18 protein-coding genes and 4 tRNA genes are annotated in these 22,638 nt (G+C 40.3%); 13 read left to right on the forward strand and 9 right to left on the reverse strand.

Going from position 1 to position 22,638, the window contains the following annotated elements:
- Positions 1–463, forward strand: a 463-nt coding sequence (locus tag ASJ81_RS23035; RefSeq protein ID WP_170943408.1) for a hypothetical protein, incomplete at its 5' end; no start/stop codon positions are given.
- Between the two features lie 203 nt (positions 464–666).
- Positions 667–1,533, forward strand: coding sequence for a protease inhibitor I42 family protein (locus tag ASJ81_RS19230; protein ID WP_095645769.1), 867 nt, complete (start codon positions 667–669; stop codon positions 1,531–1,533).
- Between the two features lie 243 nt (positions 1,534–1,776).
- Here the strand turns inward: ASJ81_RS19230 and ASJ81_RS19235 are convergent, their stop codons facing one another.
- Positions 1,777–1,968, reverse strand: a complete 192-nt coding sequence (locus tag ASJ81_RS19235; protein WP_095645770.1) for a hypothetical protein — start codon at positions 1,966–1,968, stop codon at positions 1,777–1,779.
- 257 nt (positions 1,969–2,225) lie between these two features.
- Here ASJ81_RS19235 and ASJ81_RS19240 point away from each other — a divergent pair.
- The 3 genes from ASJ81_RS19240 (at position 2,226) to ASJ81_RS19250 (ending at position 4,050) form a co-directional block, all read left to right on the forward strand.
- Positions 2,226–2,300, forward strand: a tRNA-Met gene (locus ASJ81_RS19240).
- Between the two features lie 63 nt (positions 2,301–2,363).
- Positions 2,364–2,438, forward strand: a tRNA-Met gene (locus ASJ81_RS19245).
- Positions 2,439–2,718: 280 nt separating this feature from the next.
- Positions 2,719–4,050, forward strand: coding sequence for a signal recognition particle protein Srp54 (locus tag ASJ81_RS19250; protein ID WP_095645771.1), 1,332 nt, complete (start codon positions 2,719–2,721; stop codon positions 4,048–4,050).
- Positions 4,051–4,233: 183 nt separating this feature from the next.
- Here the strand turns inward: ASJ81_RS19250 and ASJ81_RS19255 are convergent, their stop codons facing one another.
- Positions 4,234–4,803 carry a GMP synthase subunit A gene (locus ASJ81_RS19255; RefSeq protein ID WP_048108591.1) on the reverse strand — a complete coding sequence of 190 codons (570 nt, stop codon included), beginning with the start codon at positions 4,801–4,803 and terminating at the stop codon, positions 4,234–4,236.
- A 510-nt stretch (positions 4,804–5,313) separates the two neighbouring features.
- On the opposite strand from ASJ81_RS19255, the gene ASJ81_RS19260 reads away from it, so the two are divergent.
- The 7 genes from ASJ81_RS19260 to ASJ81_RS19290 all read left to right on the forward strand — a co-directional run bounded on the left by ASJ81_RS19260 (position 5,314) and on the right by ASJ81_RS19290 (position 16,328).
- Positions 5,314–6,111, forward strand: a complete 798-nt coding sequence (locus ASJ81_RS19260) for a 2-amino-3,7-dideoxy-D-threo-hept-6-ulosonate synthase (RefSeq protein ID WP_095645772.1) — start codon at positions 5,314–5,316, stop codon at positions 6,109–6,111.
- A gap of 97 nt (positions 6,112–6,208) precedes the next feature.
- The gene (locus ASJ81_RS19265) at positions 6,209–7,351 is read left to right on the forward strand and encodes a 3-dehydroquinate synthase II (RefSeq protein WP_095645784.1); all 1,143 of its coding nucleotides are present in this window, start codon (positions 6,209–6,211) and stop codon (positions 7,349–7,351) included.
- A 116-nt stretch (positions 7,352–7,467) separates the two neighbouring features.
- Positions 7,468–8,211 carry a type I 3-dehydroquinate dehydratase gene (gene aroD, locus ASJ81_RS19270; protein WP_095645773.1) on the forward strand — a complete coding sequence of 248 codons (744 nt, stop codon included), beginning with the start codon at positions 7,468–7,470 and terminating at the stop codon, positions 8,209–8,211.
- Positions 8,208–9,050: a shikimate dehydrogenase gene (locus tag ASJ81_RS19275; protein WP_095645774.1), complete on the forward strand. Its 843-nt coding sequence runs from the start codon at positions 8,208–8,210 to the stop codon at positions 9,048–9,050. Before aroD ends, ASJ81_RS19275 begins: the two co-directional genes overlap by 4 nt.
- Before the next feature lie 86 nt (positions 9,051–9,136).
- Positions 9,137–10,612, forward strand: a complete 1,476-nt coding sequence (locus ASJ81_RS19280) for a prephenate dehydrogenase (RefSeq protein ID WP_245860334.1) — start codon at positions 9,137–9,139, stop codon at positions 10,610–10,612.
- Between the two features lie 130 nt (positions 10,613–10,742).
- A complete protein-coding gene (locus ASJ81_RS19285) occupies positions 10,743–12,296 on the forward strand; it encodes a HEAT repeat domain-containing protein (RefSeq protein ID WP_095645776.1) in 1,554 nt (517 codons plus the stop codon).
- A 1,260-nt stretch (positions 12,297–13,556) separates the two neighbouring features.
- Entirely contained in the window at positions 13,557–16,328 is a 2,772-nt protein-coding gene (locus ASJ81_RS19290; protein ID WP_095645777.1) for a HEAT repeat domain-containing protein, read from the forward strand.
- Here ASJ81_RS19290 and tpiA read toward each other — a convergent pair.
- The 7 genes from tpiA to ASJ81_RS19325 all read right to left on the reverse strand — a co-directional run bounded on the left by tpiA (position 16,325) and on the right by ASJ81_RS19325 (position 21,022).
- Positions 16,325–16,993 (reverse strand): triose-phosphate isomerase, encoded by a 669-nt coding sequence (gene tpiA / locus ASJ81_RS19295; RefSeq protein ID WP_095645778.1) that lies wholly within the window; start codon positions 16,991–16,993, stop codon positions 16,325–16,327. The two genes, ASJ81_RS19290 and tpiA, sit on opposite strands and share 4 nt — an antisense overlap.
- 151 nt (positions 16,994–17,144) lie before the next feature.
- Positions 17,145–18,323, reverse strand: a complete 1,179-nt coding sequence (locus tag ASJ81_RS19300; protein ID WP_095645779.1) for a bifunctional 5,6,7,8-tetrahydromethanopterin hydro-lyase/3-hexulose-6-phosphate synthase — start codon at positions 18,321–18,323, stop codon at positions 17,145–17,147.
- Between the two features lie 255 nt (positions 18,324–18,578).
- The gene (locus tag ASJ81_RS19305) at positions 18,579–19,193 is read right to left on the reverse strand and encodes an endonuclease III domain-containing protein (RefSeq protein WP_095645780.1); all 615 of its coding nucleotides are present in this window, start codon (positions 19,191–19,193) and stop codon (positions 18,579–18,581) included.
- A 129-nt stretch (positions 19,194–19,322) separates the two neighbouring features.
- Positions 19,323–19,394: transfer RNA gene (locus tag ASJ81_RS19310), tRNA-Cys, on the reverse strand.
- A 64-nt stretch (positions 19,395–19,458) separates the two neighbouring features.
- Positions 19,459–19,530, reverse strand: a tRNA-Cys gene (locus ASJ81_RS19315).
- Between the two features lie 127 nt (positions 19,531–19,657).
- Positions 19,658–20,278: a YIP1 family protein gene (locus tag ASJ81_RS19320; protein ID WP_095645781.1), complete on the reverse strand. Its 621-nt coding sequence runs from the start codon at positions 20,276–20,278 to the stop codon at positions 19,658–19,660.
- Positions 20,279–20,635: 357 nt separating this feature from the next.
- On the reverse strand, positions 20,636–21,022 hold the full coding sequence (locus ASJ81_RS19325; protein WP_095645782.1) for a hypothetical protein: 387 nt from the start codon (positions 21,020–21,022) through the stop codon (positions 20,636–20,638).
- A gap of 679 nt (positions 21,023–21,701) precedes the next feature.
- On the opposite strand from ASJ81_RS19325, the gene bfr reads away from it, so the two are divergent.
- Positions 21,702–22,190, forward strand: coding sequence for a bacterioferritin (gene bfr / locus ASJ81_RS19330; protein ID WP_245860333.1), 489 nt, complete (start codon positions 21,702–21,704; stop codon positions 22,188–22,190).
- Positions 22,191–22,638 lie beyond the last annotated feature (448 nt).

Below are 22,638 nucleotides of genomic sequence, written 5' to 3' on the forward strand. Positions count from 1 at the left end.
ATTCAAAAAGGATTCAAAAACGAATTCAAAAAGGATTCAAAAACGAATTCAAAAAGGATTCAAAAACGAATTCAAAAAGGATTCAAAAACGAATTCAAAAAGGATTCAAAAACGAATTCAAAAAGGATTCAAAAACGAATTCAAAAAGGATTCAAAAACGAATTCAAAAAGGATTCAAAAACGAATTCAAAAAGGATTCAAAAACGAATTCAAAAAGGATTCAAAAACGTATACAAAAATGTATAAAAAACGAATTCAAAAAGGATTCAAAAACGAATTCAAAAAGGATTCAAAAACGAATTCAAAAAGGATTCAAAAACGAATTCAAAAAGGATTCAAAAACGAATTCAAAAAGGATTCAAAAACGAATTCAAAAAGGATTCAAAAACGAATTCAAAAAGGATTCAAAAAAGGATTCAAAAATGTTAATATACCCTCTGTGATAGTTGCAACTCTCAATTAGGTCCCACAGGCTCTTTACAAGAAAGGACAAGGAAAAATCTACTCCAAAAAAGAATTCCAAGACAACTCAATTAACAAAGAAGAAAACTAACCTATAAAGCTACGAACAGAACTGAAGTTTAAGCAAAGGATAAATCCAAACAGACTCATCTTTTCATAAACGTATCAGCGAGAACAAGAGTTGAGAGAGAAAGAGGGAAAAAAATGAAAATAGGAGCAAACGATAAGTTTTGGAAGTACGCAAAAATTACAACAGTTCTGCTTACGATATTCGTGATTATTCTTTCCGGCTGTATTGGTGAAGAACAGAATAAAACCGAGTCAGGAAATATAACAAATGATAGTCAGGGAATTACCGAAACTAACAATAGTCATGGGACCACTGGAGGAGATTACATATACGGTACTGCAAAAGTAGAGAGTGTTCAGATTGCAACCCTTGAGTCTTTTCCAGTACAGATACAGGTGATAGCAAAAGGCTACCTGCCTGACGGATGTACCGAAATCGATGAAATAAAGAATGAAAGCAAAGGAAATGTTTTCAATATTAATATCAGTACAAAACGCCCGAAAGATGCACTCTGCACGCAGGCTACAAAAAATTTTACAGAAACCATTCCCCTTGAAGTCAGAGGCCTCAAAGCCGGTAACTACACTGTAAATGTGAATGGAGTGACCGAGTCTTTTGAACTACCCGTAGATAACGTACCTCAAGAGGCTTCTAACACCAGTTCACTTAAACAACAGGTAATAACCGAAGCTGACAACGGAACAAGTATAAGTCTTGAAAATGGAAACACGTTTTACCTCAAGCTTAAGGAAAACCCGACCACAGGTTATTCATGGGAACTCAATCTAAGCCAGGGACTCAATAATATCTCAGGAGAATACTATCCTCCAGAGCAGCCTGAAGGAATCAAAGAACCTCTTGTGGGCGCGGGAGGAGTCCATTTATGGGAAATTAAAGCCGTGTCTAAAGGCAGCCAACAAGTAACTGGAATATATAAAAGACCCTGGGAGAAATTAACCGGAGAAGAAGAGAAATTCACACTCAACGTTAAGGTTGTCTGAGTTACTGGTGATACCTGCCCTTTTCCAGGTTTATTCGTCCCATTCAGTAGAGGAAAAGGGCATCTTAACTTTTGACCTGGCACTGCATTCTTAGCACTATATTCTTGGTATCGCGTCCTTAGCACTGTATTTGGTATCGCGTTCTTAGCACTGTATTTGGTATCGCATCCTTAGCACTGTATTTTGGGTATCGAGTTCTTAGCACTGTATTCTTGGTATCGCGCTCTTCTCCCATTGGTCCTTTTAAAGGGATCCGAGAGCCTGTTTCAGATCTTTAAGGCAGTTTTCGCAGATGTAGGATGTACCGATTTGTGTGCATCCAAGAGTTTCCGTATCTCCTTCCTTTTCTCTTTCTCCCTGGCTTCCAGGATAGCCTTCACAGTAGACTCCGCACTTAACCTCGCAATAAGCTCCACAGAATATGCACCTTGTCATAATATGATTTAAGGTTCGAAGTATCAAATATATTTCCGGAAAAGCCTGAGAAAATAGTGAGCAGAATATAAAATATGATAAATTGCAGTTAACTGAATAATTTTTTTGATAGAAGTACCTAATTTCTACGATAGACCTCTAAAGAATTCCACGATAGACCTACGAAGATCAGAAGGCCAGGCGAAAACTATATAAATGATCATTAGTATGTTCTGATAGTTGTCCCAGGCAAGGTGGCCTGATAAATAAAACCCCGTAGCGGGGTGGGGTAGCCAGGAGATCCCGACGGGCTCATAACCCGTAGACCGATGGTTCGAATCCATCCCCCGCTATAGTAAAGCTCTTTTCTGAGTTTGTTTGTGGTTTGACACATTTTCAGATTTCAATTACCCGGTAGCGGGGTGGGGTAGCCAGGAGATCCCGACGGGCTCATAACCCGTAGACCGATGGTTCGAATCCATCCCCCGCTATAGTAAGTTATTTTTCGGATTTATTTGTGTTTTTTGTGTTTGAAATCGTATTTTAACACATTTCAGAGTCTTTCAGACAACACTCGTTCAAATATTCATACCCGGCAACGTTTTTATAATCGGTCACCGATCTATATATAGATATAGAATCCATTTATTGATCCCTTTTTCAAGCTATTGAAACTTAAGGCTTATTAAGGAAGGTTACTCTCTTACACAAGGTCAAAAAGTGTGAGTATCTTTTTATTTATCCTCAAAAAATCAGCAGGATGATTTTCATATGGTAATGGAAAAACTTGGAGACTCCTTACAGGGGGCGCTTAAGAAGCTGATCGGCGCGGGGCGAATTGATGAGCGCACGGTCAATGAAGTAGTAAAAGATATCCAGCGGGCTCTGCTCCAGGCCGACGTGAATGTAAAACTTGTTATGGGAATGTCCCAGAGAATCAAAGAGCGTGCAATGAAAGAAGACCCTCCTGCAGGTATGAACCCGAGGGAGCACGTAATCCGCATCGTATACCAGGAACTAATGGAAATTATCGGCAAGGGAGCTGAGATTCATCTCAAGCCGCAGACTATAATGATGGTTGGGCTTCAGGGAAGCGGAAAAACTACCAGTACAGCAAAACTTGCTCGCTACTTCCAGAGAAAAGGACTTAAAGCAGGGGTTATCGCCGCAGATACCTTCCGACCCGGTGCATATCACCAGCTTAAAACTCTCTGTGAGAAGCTTAATGTCGCTTTCTATGGAGAAGAAAACAATCCCGATGCTGTCGAAATTACCAGAAACGGGCTCAAAGCTCTGGAAAAATATGACATAAAAATTGTGGATACCGCAGGCCGGCATGCCCTTGAAGCCGATCTGATAGAAGAAATGGAACGGATCAATGCCGTTGCCAAGCCAAACCACAAATTCATGGTGCTGGATGCAGGTATTGGACAACAGGCAAGCCAGCAGGCACATGCATTTAATGATTCTGTAGGGATTACAGGCGTTATCATAACGAAACTTGACGGTACCGCAAAAGGAGGCGGAGCTCTGTCTGCCGTTTCCGAAACAAAAGCCCCTATTGCTTTTATTGGCGTGGGGGAAACACCGGAAGATTTTGAAAAATTCGAAGCTGACAGATTCATTTCAAGGCTTCTTGGCATGGGAGACCTTAAAAGCCTGATGGAAAAGGCTGAAGAGACCCTCAGTGAAGAAGACGTAAATGTCGAGGCCCTAATGCAGGGGCGATTCACCCTCAAGGATATGTACAAGCAGCTTGAAGCCATGAACAAGATGGGCCCTCTCAAACAGATTATGTCCATGCTGCCACTGGGAATGGGCGGAATGGGAGGCGTTAAGCTGTCAGATGAGACGTTCCAGGCTACCAGTGACAAGATGAAAAATTACAAGATAATCATGGACTCTATGACAGAAGAGGAAATGACTGACCCCAAGCTCATAGGCGGTTCCCGGATCAAAAGGATTTCAAGAGGCTCGGGTTGTAGCCCTGAAGAAGTAAGGGAGCTTCTGAAATATCACAAAACCATGCAGACAGCTCTAAAAGGATTTAGGGGCGGAAAATTCAATATTCAGAAAATGATGAAGAAAAGACTAGGGATGTAATTTGTCCCGAAAATATTTCTTATTTTTATATAGCGTTTGTTTGCATTTACTTTTTTATATAGTTACTAAGTTTAAGGTATATTTTGTTCTTTAGATTATAATCGATTGTTTATTGATTGCTAATATCGATTGCCAATGTCAATTGTTAATATCGACTGCTAATGTCGATTTTAACAATCGACATTAATATTTTTCACAAATTTCAAGGAAGTTGGTAAGCAATTCTTCTCCCTTCTCGGTATGGGAAACCTCAGGATGCCACTGTACACCATAAATCGGTTTTGTCGGGTGGCGCATAGCTTCAATTTCACAAATATCAGAACGCGCAAGATGGATAAAGCCTTCAGGCAGAATGGCAACCTCATCTGCATGGGAAGCCCACACTGTAGTCCTTGGCCCTAGTCCACGCAGAATATCATCTTCTTCGAGCACTTCTATCTCAACCTCTGCATATCCGCCTTTTTTCCCTGCATGAACATGTCCTCCATATGCCAGGGCAATTGCCTGATGCCCGAGGCAGATTCCAAGAATAGGGAGATCGATTTCCCGGACGTAATCGAAACATAAACCCGCCCTATCCATTTCCGGCCCACCACTCAGGATCAGTCCGTCCGGCTCCTCTGCAAGGATATCCTCAATTGGCATTGTATTGGGAATTATTTTCGTATCCATGTCAAGGTCTCGAACAGCCCGATGAATGAGATGGCAAAATTGTCCGTAGTTATTAACAACAAGAATTTTCAGCTCTTTCATAGTTCCTTCAGTTCCTGTTTTAGTATGATTGTATTTCTGACGCTATGAGTTTACTCTATTAGCCGGTCTTATCCTATTTTAATTCTTGTATGTTTCCATAGTTTAGAATTGAGAATTGTTTTCGTAATCAAGAGGCTTCAAAACCAATCAATTTCTTGAATTTATTTTCCTTAACCTGTATTTATGGGTTTATTTTCCTTAACCTATATTTATGGGTTTATTTTCCTTAACCTATATTTATGGGTTTATTTTTCCTCCTACCTGAAGTGCATATTCAATGATACCATTTACTCATAGTAAAGAGAAAAACTTCATATTTGATCATTATAGTACATCATTATACAGAAAAGTTCAAGAATATCCGTTGATATTAAAGTGAATAACTTGTCTCGTAGCTAGTTGGAATAGCTTTAAATAGATTTAATGTGCTAACGTGTCACATACTAGCATGGAAGTTCCGAGTAGATAATAGCAACAATTTGAGAGCATTTTGCCTAGAAGGAGATTATAATGTCAGAAATCGGTAAAAAGATACGGATAGAAAGGCTGATGAACCGGGAAAGCAGAAACATTGTCATCATTCCCATGGACCATGGGATTTCAGACGGGCCTATTGACGGGCTTATCAATATCACTGATACAGTAAACAGAGTTGCCGAAGGAGGAGCAAACGCCGTTCTTATGCAAAAAGGAATGGTAAAATACGGACATAGGGGATACGGCCATGATATAGGCCTTATCGTGCATATCAGTGGTTCTTCTTCCCTGAGCCCGGACCCTAATGCCAAGGTGCAGGTCTGTACAGTTGAGGAAGTAATTAAGATGGGGGCCGATGCCGTTTCCATGCATATAAATATAGGCTCTGAAACCGAAACTGACCAGCTTGAGCAGCTCGGAAAAATTTCCAGAGACTGTACGGAATGGGGTATGCCCCTTCTTACTATGATGTACCCTAGAGGTAAAAAGATCACAAATCCGCACGACCCTGTAAATGTAGCGCATGCCGCAAGGATTGGGGCCGAACTTGGAGCTGATGTTGTAAAAACAGTATACACCGGAGACCCTGATAGCTTCAGAGACGTTGTCAGAGGCTGCCCTGTACCTGTAGTTATTGCAGGAGGACCTAAAACCTCAACGGACCTAGAACTCCTCGAGATGATTGACGGAGCAATGGAAGCCGGAGCCAGAGGTGCTGCAATCGGAAGAAATGTTTTCCAGCATAAGGATCCTGTCAGACTCACCCGGGCGATTTGCGAGATTGTACATCATAGAAGACCTGTAGAAGAAGCTCTCGAACAGTTGAAGTGAAAGCTAGATATTGAAAAGCAAGACCAGAACCTGAAACGGAAGTTAAAAAGGGGAAAAGGCCTGAGTAAAAATAGAAAGTATACCGAGGTTGAAACCTTTGAAGAAAAAAAGTGTATGGATAAAAGCCGATGACGGCGGCTGGGAACAACAGAAAGAAAGAATTACGACAGGCCTTGAATCAGGAGCCGACTGCGTACTTGTAAACTCAGGAGATGTTGGAAAAGTAAGGGAACTGGGAAATATTCCAGTAGCAACCTTTGGTCGTGACAACAAATCCGGAGCTGAGATTATTGTCGTTGGAAAGAGAGGAGAAGGCGATGGAACGAAACCTTTGCCCCTTGAGACTCAAGGTTCTCTTGACATAAACGCAGCAACTGTTCTAAGGGATAAAGAAGTGGCTGTTGGCGGATATGTTATAATTAGAGACAAACGCTACGAGAATTTCGCAGCCGAGTTGGGAAAGGTCTGCGATTTCCTCATTGTGACAGGCACGGACTGGAAGGTTATCCCTCTGGAAAATCTGATAGCTGAGCTTCAGCGTTATGATGTAAAAATAATTTTTGGGGTAAAGACTGCTGAAGAAGCAAGGCTGGCCTTCCAGACTCTTGAAACCGGGGCAGATGGTGTCCTTCTTAACAGTGGAAACATCCAGGAAATTAAAGATACCATCCTGGCTGCAAGAGAACTGGAAAACGAAACCACTGAGCTTGAGTCTGCGATTATAACTCGGGTCGAACCTCTTGGAATGGGAGACCGAGTCTGTGTAGACACATGCAACCTTATGCAAAAAGGAGAAGGCATGCTAATAGGTTCTCAGGCAAACGGGATGTTCCTCGTAAATTCCGAATCCGATGACAGCCCGTATGTGGCAGCCCGCCCATTCAGGGTAAATGCAGGTGCGGTTCACTCTTATATAAAAATAGGAGATAAAACCCGTTACCTCTCGGAACTTCGGACTGGCGATGCGGTAACCATAATCGATTCAAAAGGGAGACAGAGAGAAGGCTTTGTGGGCAGGGTCAAGATAGAAAGCCGTCCTCTTATGCTTATTGAAGCAAAAGCAGGCGACCGTACTCTGAGTGCAATCCTGCAAAATGCCGAAACTATCAAGCTGGTTGGAAAAGACGGAAATCCGATTTCAGTCGCCAAACTCAAGAAAGGCGATGAGGTTCTGGTTCGCCTGGAGGAAGGAGCCAGACATTTCGGTAAAAAAATCGAAGAGACAATTATAGAGAAATGATCCCCTAATAGAGAAATAATCTCCTAAAAAGGAAAAATCCTGAAAAGGAAAAATCCTGAAAAGGAAAAACAGAAAAAGAAACGGTAATCAGCAGAAAAACGAAAACCGGAGCAACGATGATTCATATTGGCCAGCTTGATCTTGAGAAAAGAGCTGCCGTTGTCGCAGTAATCCTTGAAAAGCCTCTTGAAGCTTCAAGAAAGGCCGCCGAAATGGGAGCCGACCTTCTAGAAATCCGGCTGGATTTACTTGGAATGAGAAACCTGGAAACAGCTGCAGAAACAATCAAAAAAGTAAAATCCGAAACCGGACTTCCAGTAATTCTCACAAACCGCTCATTTAAGGAAGGAGGAAAATGGGAAGGAAAAGAGGACGACAGAATTGAACTTTTAACAAATCTCCTTTCTACAAATCTCCTTTCCCTGAAAGACGGACCAGATGCAGTAGATATCGAACTCTCTGCCGGGAGAGAAGAAAGAGACCAGGTAATAAAAGTGGCAAAAGCATACGGAAAAACCATAATCGTTTCTTCCCATAACTTTTCAAAAACTCCGGCTTTCCAAGAAATGAAAACTATTCTGGAAGAGGCATTTCTGGCAGGAGCAGATATTGCGAAACTTGCTGTTATGCCGCAATCGAGAAGAGACGTACTGGACCTGTTAAGAGTTGCACTGGATGCCAGGGAAGCAGGAAACGCTGTATGTACGATCGCTATGGGCAAGCTTGGAAAACATACAAGGGTAATTGCTCCTTTTTATGGTTCGGTCCTGACATATTCGGCTGTTAATAGTGAAGTTTCTGCAGCTCCCGGACAATTTCAGGTAGATGAAATAAAGAAAATAATGGAGCTGCTCGAATGAAGCGAGTTTTTGGCGTATTTGGAGACCCTATAGCCCATTCCCTTTCTCCTGCAATGCATAATGCTGTTTTTTCAGCCCTTGGGATGGACTGTATCTACCACGCTTTCAGGGTGAAACCTGAAAAGCTGGAAAAATCAATTCTTGGGGCTGAAGCTATGGGATTTGGAGGGTTGAACCTGACAGTGCCCTTAAAAGAGGCAGCCTTGAAACTTGACTGCATAAAACCTGATCCACTGGCCGAAAGTATAGGGGCTGTAAACACTATCGTCTTTGGGAAAGATGAAGAAATAAAAGGGTACAACACTGACGGATTAGGAGCAAAGCAGGCACTTCAGAATTCTGCAGTGGAAATAAAGGGGTCTAAAATCGTAGTTGCAGGAGCAGGAGGAGCAGCAAGAGCTATTGCGTTTCAGCTTGCAGCTGATGGCGCTGAAATCACAATAGTTAATCGTACCGAAGGAAGAGCAATTGAGCTTGCTAAAGATATCTCAACCGCAGCCCTTTGTGGAAACGTAACTGGGAGAGGGCTCTCCAGACTAAAAAACCTGTTGCAGGATTCCAATATCCTGATCAACACCACAACTCTTGGAATGCACCCGAACACGGACACTACGATTGCCACAGCAGAAGATCTCAATCCTGACCTTACTGTTTTTGATATTGTCTATAATCCCCTGGAAACCAGGCTCTTAAGAGAAGCAAAAGCCTCAGGTGCAAAGACCGTGAGTGGGGTTTCAATGCTTGTCTATCAGGGAGCTGAAGCTTTCAAGCTCTGGACAGGAATCAAACCTCCAGTCGAACTTATGAGAAAAACGATTCTGGAGGCTTTGCAGGCTTGAGTGCTAATCTGAAACCAGGGAATCAGGTCAATACGGCTCAAAATCCTGAAAAAACGAAGATTCTGATCCTTGGCGGAACCGGTGAAATGGGACAATGGTTTACCCGTTTTTTCAAAGAAAGAGGTTATGAAGTTACGGTCTGGGGGAAAGGTGGGAAAACAGAGATTGCAAGGAAATTAGAGGTTCCTTTTGCTTCGGATCTAGAAAAAGCTGTTCCGGAAAGTGACATAGTAATAGTCTCTGTGCCCATCAGTGTAACTGAAGAGACTATTGCGGAAATTGCCCCAAAAATGAAAGCCGGAAGCCTCCTTATGGACTTTACTTCCATTAAAGTAAAACCTGTGGAGGCCATGAGAAAATTTGCTCCTTCCGGAGTGGAAATTCTCGGTACACATCCAATGTTCGGCCCAACGATTCCTACAATAAGAGGACAAACTGTTATTCTTGTTCCTGTAAAAGGACGTTCTGAGAAGTGGTTTCCGGTAATAAAAGAGCTTTTTAAAGAAGGAGGAGCGCACATTGAGATTACTACTGCAGCCGAACACGATAGGCTTGTTTCGGTTGTGCAGGGGCTTACCCATTTTGCTTATATTACTATAGGAACGACCATTGACAGGTTAGATTTCGATATAAAAAGGTCCAGAAAATTCGTAAGCCCGGTCTATGATATAATGCTGGACTTTGTAGGTAGGATTCTTGGCCAGAACCCCTATCTGTATGCCCTCATTCAGATGGAAAACACCGGAGTTCTTGAGGTTCATGAAGCATTTATCAAGGAGTGCGAAGAGCTCTCAAGGCTTGTGCGAGTCCATGACGAAGAAAGTTTTGTGAAAAAAATGAAAGCTGCTGCTCGTAAGTACGGGGATACTGCTCATGCCCTGCGTAAATCGGACAAACTGATTAATTCCAGAATAACTGAGTATGAGACCATCCTGAACTCTGTTGGAAAAGTTTGTGGCTTTTTCCATATTTATTCAGGAAAAATTCATGTAGGTACCCTGGAAAAAGCAGGACTGGACGAGATCGTTCTTACAAAACTGGTATCAAAAGGCACTTCCCCTCATATAATAAATAAATTTGTAAAACTCAAGCTTGAAAATCTTCGCATGCTTTCGGAATCCGAATTGTGGAAATGGAGAAAAGAAAACCTCGAACATTCTACAAGGGATATTTCAGTCCTTATTCCTAAAGGGGCTGATCCTGTAGTTATCCTTAACGCTATAAACACTAACAAACAGCTTGCAACCTGCGAAATAAGTGATATCTATAAAGGCATTAATCTGGGAGATCACAAAAGGATTAAGTGGGAAGATTGTAAAGAAAATTGGGGGAATTATAAAGGGAATTGGGGAGATTATAAAGAATTTAACATGATAGGAACTGAAAAAGAAAGAGAAGAAGCAAAAAGACTCGGAGTTACTTACAGAATAACGGTTTTTGGGGATTGCAACGCTAATTCTGTCGAAGCTGATGTCACATCACTCCTTTGCGGTCTTGGGTGCAGAATAAGAGAGAAAAACCTGAAACAAAAAGAAAAATTTGAAGTAGAAAGAAAAATTTGAAGCAGAAAGGAAGATCTGAAACAAAAAGGAAAGTCTGAAGTAGAAAGGAAAAAACTTTTTTCTTAAATCCACATTATCTGTATTAATAAAGATAGAAAGTAATATAAACAATAAAAAAAAAGATAATGTAATGTCTGGAGTTAGATGGAGAGTCTCTCTTTTATTTGCGCTTATCACTCTTTCTATATTTTTTTCACTTCTTGCAAATAGTGATAGGTTCATAGAAGTCAGTGGAAACGAAACATACACACAGACCGAAGCTGGAGTTTCAAGCGGCGGTTCTATAGTAAATCTTATAAATAGGCTGGAAGCCGGCAACCATGAAGCAAGATTGAATACTGCATCTGAACTCGGGAAGCTTGGTGGTCCTGCGGCAAATAGCCTTGTTGACAAAATCGAGTCAAAGAATTCGAGTTCTGAAGAAGTAAACAGTTACATGCTTCTCGCGCTTCTTGAAACCGGGGATGACAGAGCAGAAAATATCCTTTCTGAAAACTTTAGGAAAATTGAGGCCTCGAATAAAGCTGCAAACGAGAGTAAAGATGAAGAATGGAAACAAGGACTCTCAGAGGACATTCTGCAGGCCATAGAAGAAAAAGATAAAGTCACAAGAAAGTACATTGCAGATTCCATTGCTATGGACTCCGCCAGGGCGGAACAGAGGGGAGAAACAGACGCTTTTGAGAGAGCTCTTGAATCAGAAACACAGAATTCAAGTATCTATATGCCTTTTGCGCTTTCGGACTTTGGACCTGAAGAACCGGGAAGCGAAACCGAAAAACTTATTAAAGCTCTTAAAAGCAATAAAGGAAGCACAAGAGTTGCAGCTATGATGGCTCTTGGAGAAATGAAAGAAGAAGCTGCAGTAGATCCTATAATTGGAATTCTGACTAGAGATTATCCGCCTGCACAAGCCAGTGCAGCAATTGCACTTGGAAAGATTGGGGACGAAAGGGCAGTAGAAATTCTAAGAAAACAAATGAAAGATGGCGATAACGAATATGTTAAAGGCGGCTGTGCAATTGCGCTTGGGAGAATGGGAGACGAAAATTCAGTACCTTATCTTATAGATAGACTAAGAGACCAGAGAATCAAAGTAAGAAGTAGTGCAGCTCTTGTGCTCGGAGAAATAGGCAACGAGACCGCAGTAAAACCCTTAATGGAAATCCTGGAAACCGGAAAGAGTACAGAAGGAAAAAAAAGTAATTCCTTGAACGCAAATACTGATGTCCGAAAAAGCGCTATCCTTGCCCTTGGAGAAATCGGGAGCACTAACGCTACTGAGATTTTAATCGATGTAATAACCGATAAAGAAGAGGAGCTTGAAGTCAGGAAAGCAGCAGTTTCAGCCCTGGGGAATATAGAGGATCCCAAAGCTGTAGAAACGCTCAAAAAGATATTTGATGACAAAACTATGGATGCAGATATTAGAAATGCAGCTTTTCTTGCACTCAGCAAAACAAAAAACCAGGAAACTGCAAGAATGGTTGTAGGAAAACTGGAAGATCAAGAGTTTGGGGCTATATCCAGAGAAGCTCTCATAGACATGGGCGAATTGGCTGTCGATCCCCTTATAGAAAATTTGAAAACGGAAGACAAGAAACTCAAAGCTGAAACAGCCCTAATCCTTATTGAAATTGGAGATCAAAGGGCAGTTAAACCTCTTGTTGAGGCTTATAAGTAATTTTAAAGAAATTGCAAAAAAATCGGCTCAAAAGCCTCATTCTTTTTTATTCAAAGCTATTCAAAAATTTGGGTTAGGTATACATCTATTTAGACTCAGTATAGTTCTCTGCTATAAGGTGCAATTACTTTTCAGATATTTTTTTCAGGTATCTATAAAAATTGCTTTCACCAAATAGTTTAGTAAAATTTTCATACAGCATTTTGATGAGAATCTTCACAAAACTGAAAAACCTGAAACTTAAAAAATCTGATTCTGGAAATGCGGCTGTATTCGGAAGCTTTCTCACTTTTCTGACATTTTGACAACAGTTTTCCACATAAAGACGACAATTGCCAGGAAAAAATAAAAGAAGCATATGGAATAAACGTCGATATACTGGAACATAAAGGAAAAAGAATGATTATCCCTGAGATTTGAACTTCGGAGAACCTTTCATAGTATAGATTTTTTATAATTAATATATAAACGTTAGATTGAAAAATTATTTTTAATTTTTCGTTCTCTGGAGAGGTTTTTAGCCAAAAGAGTAATGATTCTTACCCAAATGCCAGAATACTTTAACTATTTTATCATAGCTAGTCGAAAAAAGCATCTCTGACAATTCTAAAATTATTGAAAAATTGAGTTATTAATTAGAACAGCAGAACTGTTAGTTAAAAACAAAGAATAATGATTTCCTGGTACAGTCTCATGCTAACCGTTAATTGCCTGACATTTTTCGATCTTTGAAAAAAGGTAAAACCCTGGAAAATGCTTAAAAAATATTTATAGCAGTCGTAGAATTGAAAGGCTCTTAAAGATGCCTTCTGGAAGCTAGAACTAACTGCCAACAACATATTGCTATCGAATGTTTGAGGATATATTTTCCAGTACGGATTCTTAAAATATATTTTTTCATAACATGTTGTATTAATTAACAGACTCTTAGTCATAAATAGTAAATTAAAAATCAGATTAATTAATACTAGATATGGAAGTTATTAAAATTGCTCTATAATATCTTCAACACATCAATTTCCGTAATTTAAGTACATTTCTTATCAGGTACCTTCTCATGGTAAGAATGATAATTCCCGGAAATTTGTTTTGCGAAAATTTACGTAAGTGAATCACAAGAAGCTAAACATATACTAAAAATATATCAGGATATTTATTTAACGTTAAGTAGGATATTTTATTTCGTAAAATATCTACGAAACTTAAGACTCCGAATTTCAAAATCAAACTAATATCGAATTTATGGAAACGGTATAAAATATGAATCCTTCAGTGCCTAAAATCGTACTGTTACTATTCACACTGACACTGGTTGGAGTTGCTTCCGGAGTTAGCGAAGGCAACATAAAAAATCCCTATGAAATCCCCAACGGAACAACCATTTTGGATATGAATGAGTCAAAAACTCAACAGGCTATAGAGCCTCTAATAAAGAAATTGGGAAATGAGGATATAGACTCCAGAAAGGAGGCCAGATTTGCTCTGGAAGAAATGGGAGAAGAAGCTGTAGATCCTCTTATAGAAGTTATTGACTCCGAAAACCCGGAAGTAAGGTGTGAAACCGCTCTGGCTCTTGGAAACATTGGCGGGCAAAAAGCAGAAAAAGCAATAGTAAATCTTTTGCAGGACGAAGACCCGAAAGTTAGAGGTAGTGCAGCTCTAGCTCTTGGTAATGCAAGAAGCCAGAGAGCAGAAAAACAATTAATTCAGGCGCTTTCAGACAAAAACGAAAGAGTACGCTCCAATTCAGCCTGGGCTCTTGGAGAAATTGAAAAGGCAGGTTCTTCTTCAGAGGAAGACGACTGGAAAGAGACCTTATTCTCAGGAGATGTAGAAAAAGAGAAAATTATTGAAGCCCTCTGCCTGAGTATGGAAGATAACAATAGTGAAGTGAGATCCAGTGCAGCAGAAGCTCTAGGGAAACTTGGAGGAGAAAAAGCCGAAGAATCTCTGATTCAAGCCCTCTCAGATGAGGACGGAAAAGTTCGAAGAAATGCTGTAGAAGCCCTCGGAAAGACAGGGGATAAAAAAGCCACTGAACCCCTGATAAAGGCATTGAATGACGAAGACAAAGAGACAAGAAAGAGAGCCATTATGGCTCTCGGAGAACTCCGAGAAGATAAAGCAACAAACGCCCTGATTCAGACCCTTTCGGACAAAGATAAGGAAGTCCGCTGTACTGCAGTTGTCGAATTAGGAGAAATCGGGGACCAGAGAGCAGAAAAAGCTCTGATAAATGCTCTTTCGGACGAAGATCCTGAGGTAAGAAATCTTGTCGTGGAATCCCTTGGGAAAGTAGGAGAAGAAGAAGCAACAGGAGTTCTTGTCCAGCAATTAAAAGATCCTGACCAAAAAGTCAGGAATATGACTGTAAAAACTCTTGTAGAAACTGGAGACAGAAATACTAAACCGATTATTCAGGCATTAAAGGATAAAAATAGTGATGTTAAGCAGTGTGCTGGTGATATTCTTGTTGGAATAGGGAAACCGGCAGTTGAGCCCCTTATAGAAGCCCTTTCAGATAATGATGCATACACAAGCAGTACAGCAGCCTGGGCTCTTGGAAATATAGGAGATGAAAGGGCAATAGAACCTCTCATTCAAAATCTCTCGGCTGAAAACGAAGAAACAAGACTGAACTGTGCCAGAGCTCTCATAGAAATAGGAAAACCTGCAGTTCCTGAGTTGATAAAATCTCTTGAGAACCAGAACAAGACTGCTAGAAAATATATTGTTTTTTCGCTTATCGAAATGGGAGACGAGAGAGCTGTTCCAGGAATTGCGGAAATGTTCAAGGAAAAATCAGGAAATTCTGCTGAGTTCACTGGAAAAAAAAGTGACGAAAAAATAGATCAAACTCTTCCGAAAGCTGTCGAAGAAAAAGACCTTAACTTCCGGAAGGAGGCAGCAGGAGCATTTGAAGCGACTAGAGACTCCGAAACAGAACCCCTCATCAATGCGCTGGAAGCAGACCCGCAAAACATAAAAAAATATGTAGAGGCTTCCGGAGTTGCTCCTGAAGATAAAAAAGTGCCGGAGAAACTCTTAGAAGCATTAAAACATGAAAAGAGTTATGTGAGAGTCAGTTCCATACTTGCACTGGGAGGAATGAGAGAAGAAAGTTCTGTTGAACCTCTTATTGAGATACTGGTCAAAGACTGCAATGAAACAAAAGCCTGTGCAGCCTTTTCTCTTGGAGAAATTGGGAATGAAAAGGCAGTGGAACCCTTATCACTTGCCTTGAAAGTGGATAAATACGACAATGTGAAAGAGTGTAGTGCTATTTCCCTCGGAAAAATAGGGGATCAAAGAGCAGTAGAACCCCTTATCATGGCTTTGAGTGAAAACAATTCAGTAAAAAGTTGCGCAGCCCTTGCTCTGGGAGAAATTGGAAACCCGAGGGCTGTTAAACCTCTGATCCAACTGTTATCTAATGAAGATCCAGAAGTTAGGCGAAGTGCAGCTCTGGCTCTGGGAGCAATAGGGGACCAAAAAGCAGTGAAATCTTTAACCGCAGGACTACAAGATGAAGACGAAAACGTGAGAATTGCTTCAGCATGGGCCCTTGGGAACACAGGTGATGCCACAGCTGTGGATGTGCTCAATAGTGCTGCAACAGACGGAAATGAAACACTCAGATGCACTGCTTTAGAAGCTCTGGGAAAAATAAATGATCCAAAAGCAATTGGAACTTTTGAGAAAGCTCTTGAGGATAATAACTCCGGAATTAGGCTTTCTGCTGTTACTGCTTTAGGAGAGATAAAAGATGAAAAAGCAACTGAAACTCTTGTCAGAACTTTGGGAGATAATAATAAAGAAGTAAGAGACTGTGCTTCAAATATCCTTATTGATAGAAAAGAAGAAGCAGTAGAACCTCTAACAAGAGGCCTGAGTAGTGAAAACAAGAACGTCAGGGAGAACTCCGTATTCCTGCTAATTGACACTGGAGATGAAAGAGCAGTAAAGCCTCTCATCAACTACCTGAAGACAAATACCAGAGCTCAACCTGAAACTCAAGAAAATAAAACTTAAACCAGACGTATGAGATCTTCGAGTGCGGCTTTTGGATCTGCAGCTTTCACAATTCCAGATGCCAGAAGCACGCCTTGAGAACCAAGGTCAAGAGCTGCCCTTAGATCTTCACCTTTGGAAATCCCAGCTCCGCAGAGTACCTTTACCTGGGAATTAATTTTCGCAACCGCTTCAACCGAACCGCTAACAATTTCAGGATCGGCTTTTGAGACAGGGATTCCGCTCCCTATAAGTTCTGGGGGCTCGATTGCAACATAATCCGGACCCAGGGCTGCAGCTGCTGCAGTTGTCGGGACATTATTAGTGCAGATAATTGACCTGAGCCCGAATTTTTTTGCAGCTTTTAGCGACGCCTCGATTTCTGCAAGGGTTAGACGCTTCTCAGAGTGGTTGATCAGAGTCCCTACAGCGCCTGCATCTTTTATGGATTTTCCGAAAATATGGCCTGTAAAACTTCCTGCTCCTATCCCATCCAGATGCTGGGAAAAAACCGGCAGTTCAACTTCCGAGGCTACCCTATAAATGTCCGGAAGCTGCGGGGCTACTGCTATCTCGATACCTGAATCTTCGGATACGGCTTTACAGGCCTTTGCAATTTCCACTGCTCCCTGACCTGTACCCTGTAAATAAGTCTTATAGTTCAATACAATGAATGGTAAACCCAAAAAATCCCCTCTTGAAATTTAAAAAGAAATGGAAAGCGTGGATATCAACGCTTTCTCTAAAGGTTTTTGCCGAAATTACTGCATAATTTTCCCTTTAGCATTAGGTTTTAGCAGCAAGTTTTCAGCAATTTCATGAAATTCTTAAACCTACTTAGAAGTCAGTCATGACTCTGAACTGGTCAATTTCCGGTTTGTTGAGGCTATTGATAAACTGCTCGGCAACTTCCCTGACATCTTTTGCGTTGGCAATTGCGCGTCCCACTACAAGAATGTCAGCACCTTGACCGAGAGCTACAGGCACTTTGTCAAGACGGACCCCGCCTGCAACAGCAACCAGAGTCTTTGGAGCAACCTTCTTGATTTCGGCAATATCGCCCCATGCATGTTCAGTAGCTTCAATGTCGATTCCACGGTGGAGTTCAATAACATCAGGCATGACCTTAAGCTGTTTTAAGACAGAAATTGGATCGCGCTGATTAAGTGTATCCATGACAGCATAAATACCTGTCTTATGAGCTTCCTCGATAAGCTTGTCAATAGTGTTGATCGGAGCAAGGGCTGAGACTACAATAGCGTCTCCTGCAGCATCGGCAACCATTCTTGCTTCAAGGTTTCCGGTATCCAGAGTTTTCAGGTCAGCAACTATGAAGGCATCAGGTCTGACCTGTCTGATTTTTGAAATGACATCCATACCGTAACGTTTGATCAGAGGCGTGCCTGCTTCGATAATAACGTGATCGCTTTTAGGAATCTGGGAAATGGCAGATTGCACAAATTCGATGTCAGGATTGTCAAAAGCAACCTGCAGGTAGGGTGGATCCCAGAGTCTTATGACCTTGAATCCCATGATAGCATGGGTAGATTTGTTACTTTCCTCAAGAACTGTGTTAATGTCCGGGAAGCCTTCAAGAGCACGTTTGATTGCAAGTTTTGTGGCTCCGTAATTATACCTGTAGATCTTGTTGTAGTCCTGGGCATCAGGATGAATAAAGACACTGGCTACAATAACAAGTTCTTCAACCTGGTCCTTTGAGATTACGCCTTCTTCGACCGAATCTGCTACTGCTTTTGCAACGGCTGACTGAGCAGGTCCGAAAATTTTTCCTGCCTGATCCATATTTTTTACCGTAACCTTCGGAATAATGAGGGTCGAAGGTTTTGGAGGCAGATTGGGCCTGATAACGGAAAGGAGTGGAGTATGTCCGACTGAAAGCTGGGTCAGACCGTTTGCAAAAGCTTGCCCTACGGGGCCTCCCTTGTCTCCTATCATCAAATCAACGTGGGCAAGTTCTGCACCCTGCCCCATTAAAGCTTCTCCTATTTGAAACATATTTGACCTCGTAAAGTGTGATAAATGATATAATTCTGAGTATTGATAACAGTGTGGATACTGTATATATGGAATGAATTTATTATCAACTAAGGATACGAATAACCTTTTTGCCTGCTAAATGCCAGCCTTATATAAATAATCTCGTATCGTCTCATAGGTTTTTTCCGCAGCCCTGATAGAGTCACAGAGAGAGCCAAAGCATTGATTTCGGAGTTTGACTTTGAAATTTCCGGAACCACAGAAAGCTCCCTGTTAAAGGAGAATTTTAGGACAGATGTCTTCAAGAGCACATGTTTTGCACCTTGGAGAAATAGGCCGGCATGTATTTTGCCCTAATTTGACGAGCAGGAGATTTATATATCTCCAATCTTTCTGTGGAAAGATCTTTTTTAATTCAGCTTCAGTTTCCTCAGGAGCTTTTGTCTCTACCAGACCAAGCCTGTTAGAAATCCTGTGAACATGAGTATCCACGGCAAGGGCATCCTTAAGGAAAGCATGGGCAAGCACACAGTTAGCAGTCTTTCTGCCGACACCAGGCAATTCAAGAAGAGCTTCCATATTGTCAGGAACCCTGCCATCATATTTCTCCAGAAGAAGTCTGGAAATTTCCTGTATTCTTCCTGCTTTAACCCTGTAAAAGCCCACATCTTTTATAAGAATTTCAATCTCGCTAACATTAGCTCTAACCATTTCTTCAGGCGTCGAAAATCTCTCAAAAAGTCTGCTAGCTGCAGGATAGGTGACATCATCCCTGGTTCTATGGGACATTACAGTGGAAATTAACGAAAAAAAAGGATCTATAAAGCTATCGGTAGCTGCTTCAGGATAAAGTTCAAAGAGCCTCTGCATGAGTATGTCAATGTCCATGCTCAAAAATCGATCTTCCCTAATATAAAATTAAGGTTCGAATTTGAACCTGATTAAAGTAATCTCCAAATACACGCTAAGAGAGTCAGGAAGTTAAAAGTTCTGGGAAAAAGATCAGTTTTAAAAGAAAGCCAAGATCCGGATTCGAACCGGAATGGAATCGCTCTGCAGGCGATTGCGTAGCCGCTCCGCCATCTTGGCATTTTACAGATTTGTTTAAATACTCAATAAAGTAATTTTAAAACAATAAATCGTGTAGAGAAGAAGCCAAGATCCGGATTCGAACCGGAATGGAATCGCTCTGCAGGCGATTGCGTAGCCGCTCCGCCATCTTGGCATTCTTGATCACGTGTTGCTCGTGTAGCTTCAATTAAAGTAATTTCTAATATATAAATATTTAGTTCGAGGCAATCGGTTTTTAAATTTTTAAAGAGAACATATTTCAAAAATAAAAGGGGTTCTTCTTATAAAAGGATAACCCCATTAGAAAAAATTCTGGAGAAGAATAATCCTGAAAAAGCAAATATCCATGCCATAATTATGGCTATAAGCAGGATTACAAGTAACGTTGGTAGCAGTATAGCTATTGCAGACCTTGCCATGCTTACACCATGGACATACATTCCACCCACAATATAGAGATATATCTCGTAAATTCCGACAATCCAGCCGATAATGGGGATCCAGGAAAGTACCATTACAGCAGTTGCATAGGAAACAAGTCTTACAGTACCTTCGTAACTTCCCATTCCTCCAAGTATTTTATAAATAATATAGAGTATTGCAGCTTCGATAAAGAGAGAAATGATACCTGCAATAGGTGTTATGATCACAGTCATAAGTATTGCGAAAAAGCCAAGCCCTCTCACACTACCGTACATACCCTCATACATTCCATCATACATGCCGCCCATATATGTTCCAGAGCCAAAGAGAATGGTTAAAAGTGCAGCTAAAAGCGCATATATGATGAAACTGATTGCTGCAAAAGTAAGTGGATCAGTATACCCTCCGGTCTTAGGCATCTCTCTGTAAAAGTCAGACGGTCTTTGCATTACCTTATTCCATGTTTCAATATAACCCATAAGTTACCCCCAATAAATATAGGCTTAATTTTTATTTAAATAAATTTATCAAAAATAATCTGATAAGACCTAATTAATCCTAATAAAGTAAGGAGACTAAGAAGAAATTCATTATAAGCCCGCGAATAGTAAAGGCACATAATATAGAAAACCCCACCGAACACGAACCATGATAACCAAATAAAATATATAAAATATCAAAAAACATAGTCTAAAATATCAAAAAACATAGTCTAAAATATCAAAAAACATAGTCTAAAATATCAAAAAACATAGTCTAAAATATCAAAAAACATAGTCTAAAATATCAAAAAACATAGTCTAAAATATCAAAAAACTACAAGCAAGCCAGAGCTCTCACACACCAGAGTCGTCGTCAGTTATTCCACATTGAGGATTAGTTATTGCTTCTTCACACTTGCACATGCTCAGGGCTTCAAATAGACCTTCACCCACGCTTATTCCTTTTAGAGCGCATTTTTCCATTAAATGGAAGTAAAGGGCTTCATTTTCACTTTTAATAAACTCGCACATCTCAGAAACCGTTTCTTGTGTTACAAGTTCTTCCTTTTTGTTTATCCAATTAGTAACTGATCCGATTAAGTGTTGACGTATGGCTTTATCATTCCGGTTCTGCTCTATTACATTCATGAAGACGCATTCATCTCTACTAAGAAGCCACTTACCAAGTCTATACCTGAACTTACTCTCACTATCTTGACTAATTTTATTTTCATCAGCCATATTACATCCCCATAATAATAAAAGGCTTCATTCTATTTAACAGTTTTAGACGATTTTTATAATATTCAAAACAGCTAAAGTTTAATCTAGTCTTAGCAGTTAAAGAGGAGGTTAAAAATTAGGTGATAACTGAGAACTATACACTGTTAATAAAGAAAAGTGTAGAGTTAATAACGAGAAGTGGTAGAAAAACTAAAGAAAAAATCACGAACTCCAGGGAACAGTATCAGATTAGATCTGATAAATAATTTTAAGTGCCTTTTAACTTTATGAACAACTTAATTCTAGAAATTAGAATTTCCTTTTGCTCAAAAGATTGATATTTAAACTTCTATCGGATGTTCTGCGGATAAAGAATTCTTATTTTATTAACAGATCTCCTATTTATATTCAGTTTGTTTATATAACATGTGCCTCATAATATTCAGGGGAGACAGGGTCCAGGTCTATACTCAATAACACTGCTTGTCCAGGCAAAAAGTTGTAAATTTTAAATTTTATCGACAAAAATATTGTTAACAGCAGAGCTTCCCTAAACTATACAAAAAAGAAGGGAAGGATCTTATGATAGTACTTTCAAGAGCCAACCAAGTATATGAAAACTCCAAATGAAAACTCCAAATTAGTATGTTAAAACTTATTGTAAGTTTAAGTATAAATAGAAAAAATATAATTTCTTTTGCAAGGGGGTATATGTTTGAAAGGAGATCAGAAACTAATCGATTGTCTAAATGCACGTTTGGCAGATGAATTAGCTGCTATCAACCAATACTTTGTCCATGCCGAAATGTGCGAAAACTGGAACTATGACAGACTGGGCGAGGTAATCGAGAAGCGGGCCATTACCGAGATGAAACACGCAGAAAAATTGATCGAACGTATCCTCTTCCTTGAAGGGAAGCCAATAGTCAACAACCTGAGCGAAATTCGCATCGGTGACCAAGTACCAAAAATGCATGATCATGACCACTGGGCCGAAGAAGGAGCTATTCAGGGGTACAATAAGGGCATCAAGCTGGCAATGGAGTTGGGAGACAACGACACTAAAGTGCTTCTCGAGTCACTCCTGAAGGAAGAAACAGAACATATTGACTGGATCGAAGCCCAACTTGACCAGATCAACCAGATAGGTGTCCAGAATTATCTGGCTCAGCAGATCTACGAATAAGGGCGATGCTACACAGCATCTACCCTTTTAAAGTATGGATGAGAGCATCATGAAAAGCCCTGATCAAGGGCAAAAAAGTTTTCAATACCTCAAGTAGTTGATCTAAGTGAACTACGTTGATCTAAGTGAACTTATATAAGAAGAAAGTTTAAAAAATATTTATAACCCTAGTTTTGCTTAAGAATCATAGGAGATTGGAGATTTTCAGAAAGTTGCAATGTAATCGCAACAGCAAGGAATCTGAATCTATTTCATTCGCTCAAGCAAAAGAAAGCAAAAAAGTGAGTAGATTTTGCAAACTGAGTATACAAAAGAGTAAAAATAACTTAAGAAATATGCAATAATCTAAAAAAACTAATTTTAAAAAAGTTATGGAAAATAAATTATTATAAGGTGAGCATGGCAGCGATCCAGAGTTCCCGAAGGCTCGCACACTTCAGTACAGTAA

Origin of the sequence: Methanosarcina spelaei, from assembly GCF_002287235.1 — an archaeon.
Taxonomy (GTDB): domain Archaea; phylum Halobacteriota; class Methanosarcinia; order Methanosarcinales; family Methanosarcinaceae; genus Methanosarcina; species Methanosarcina spelaei.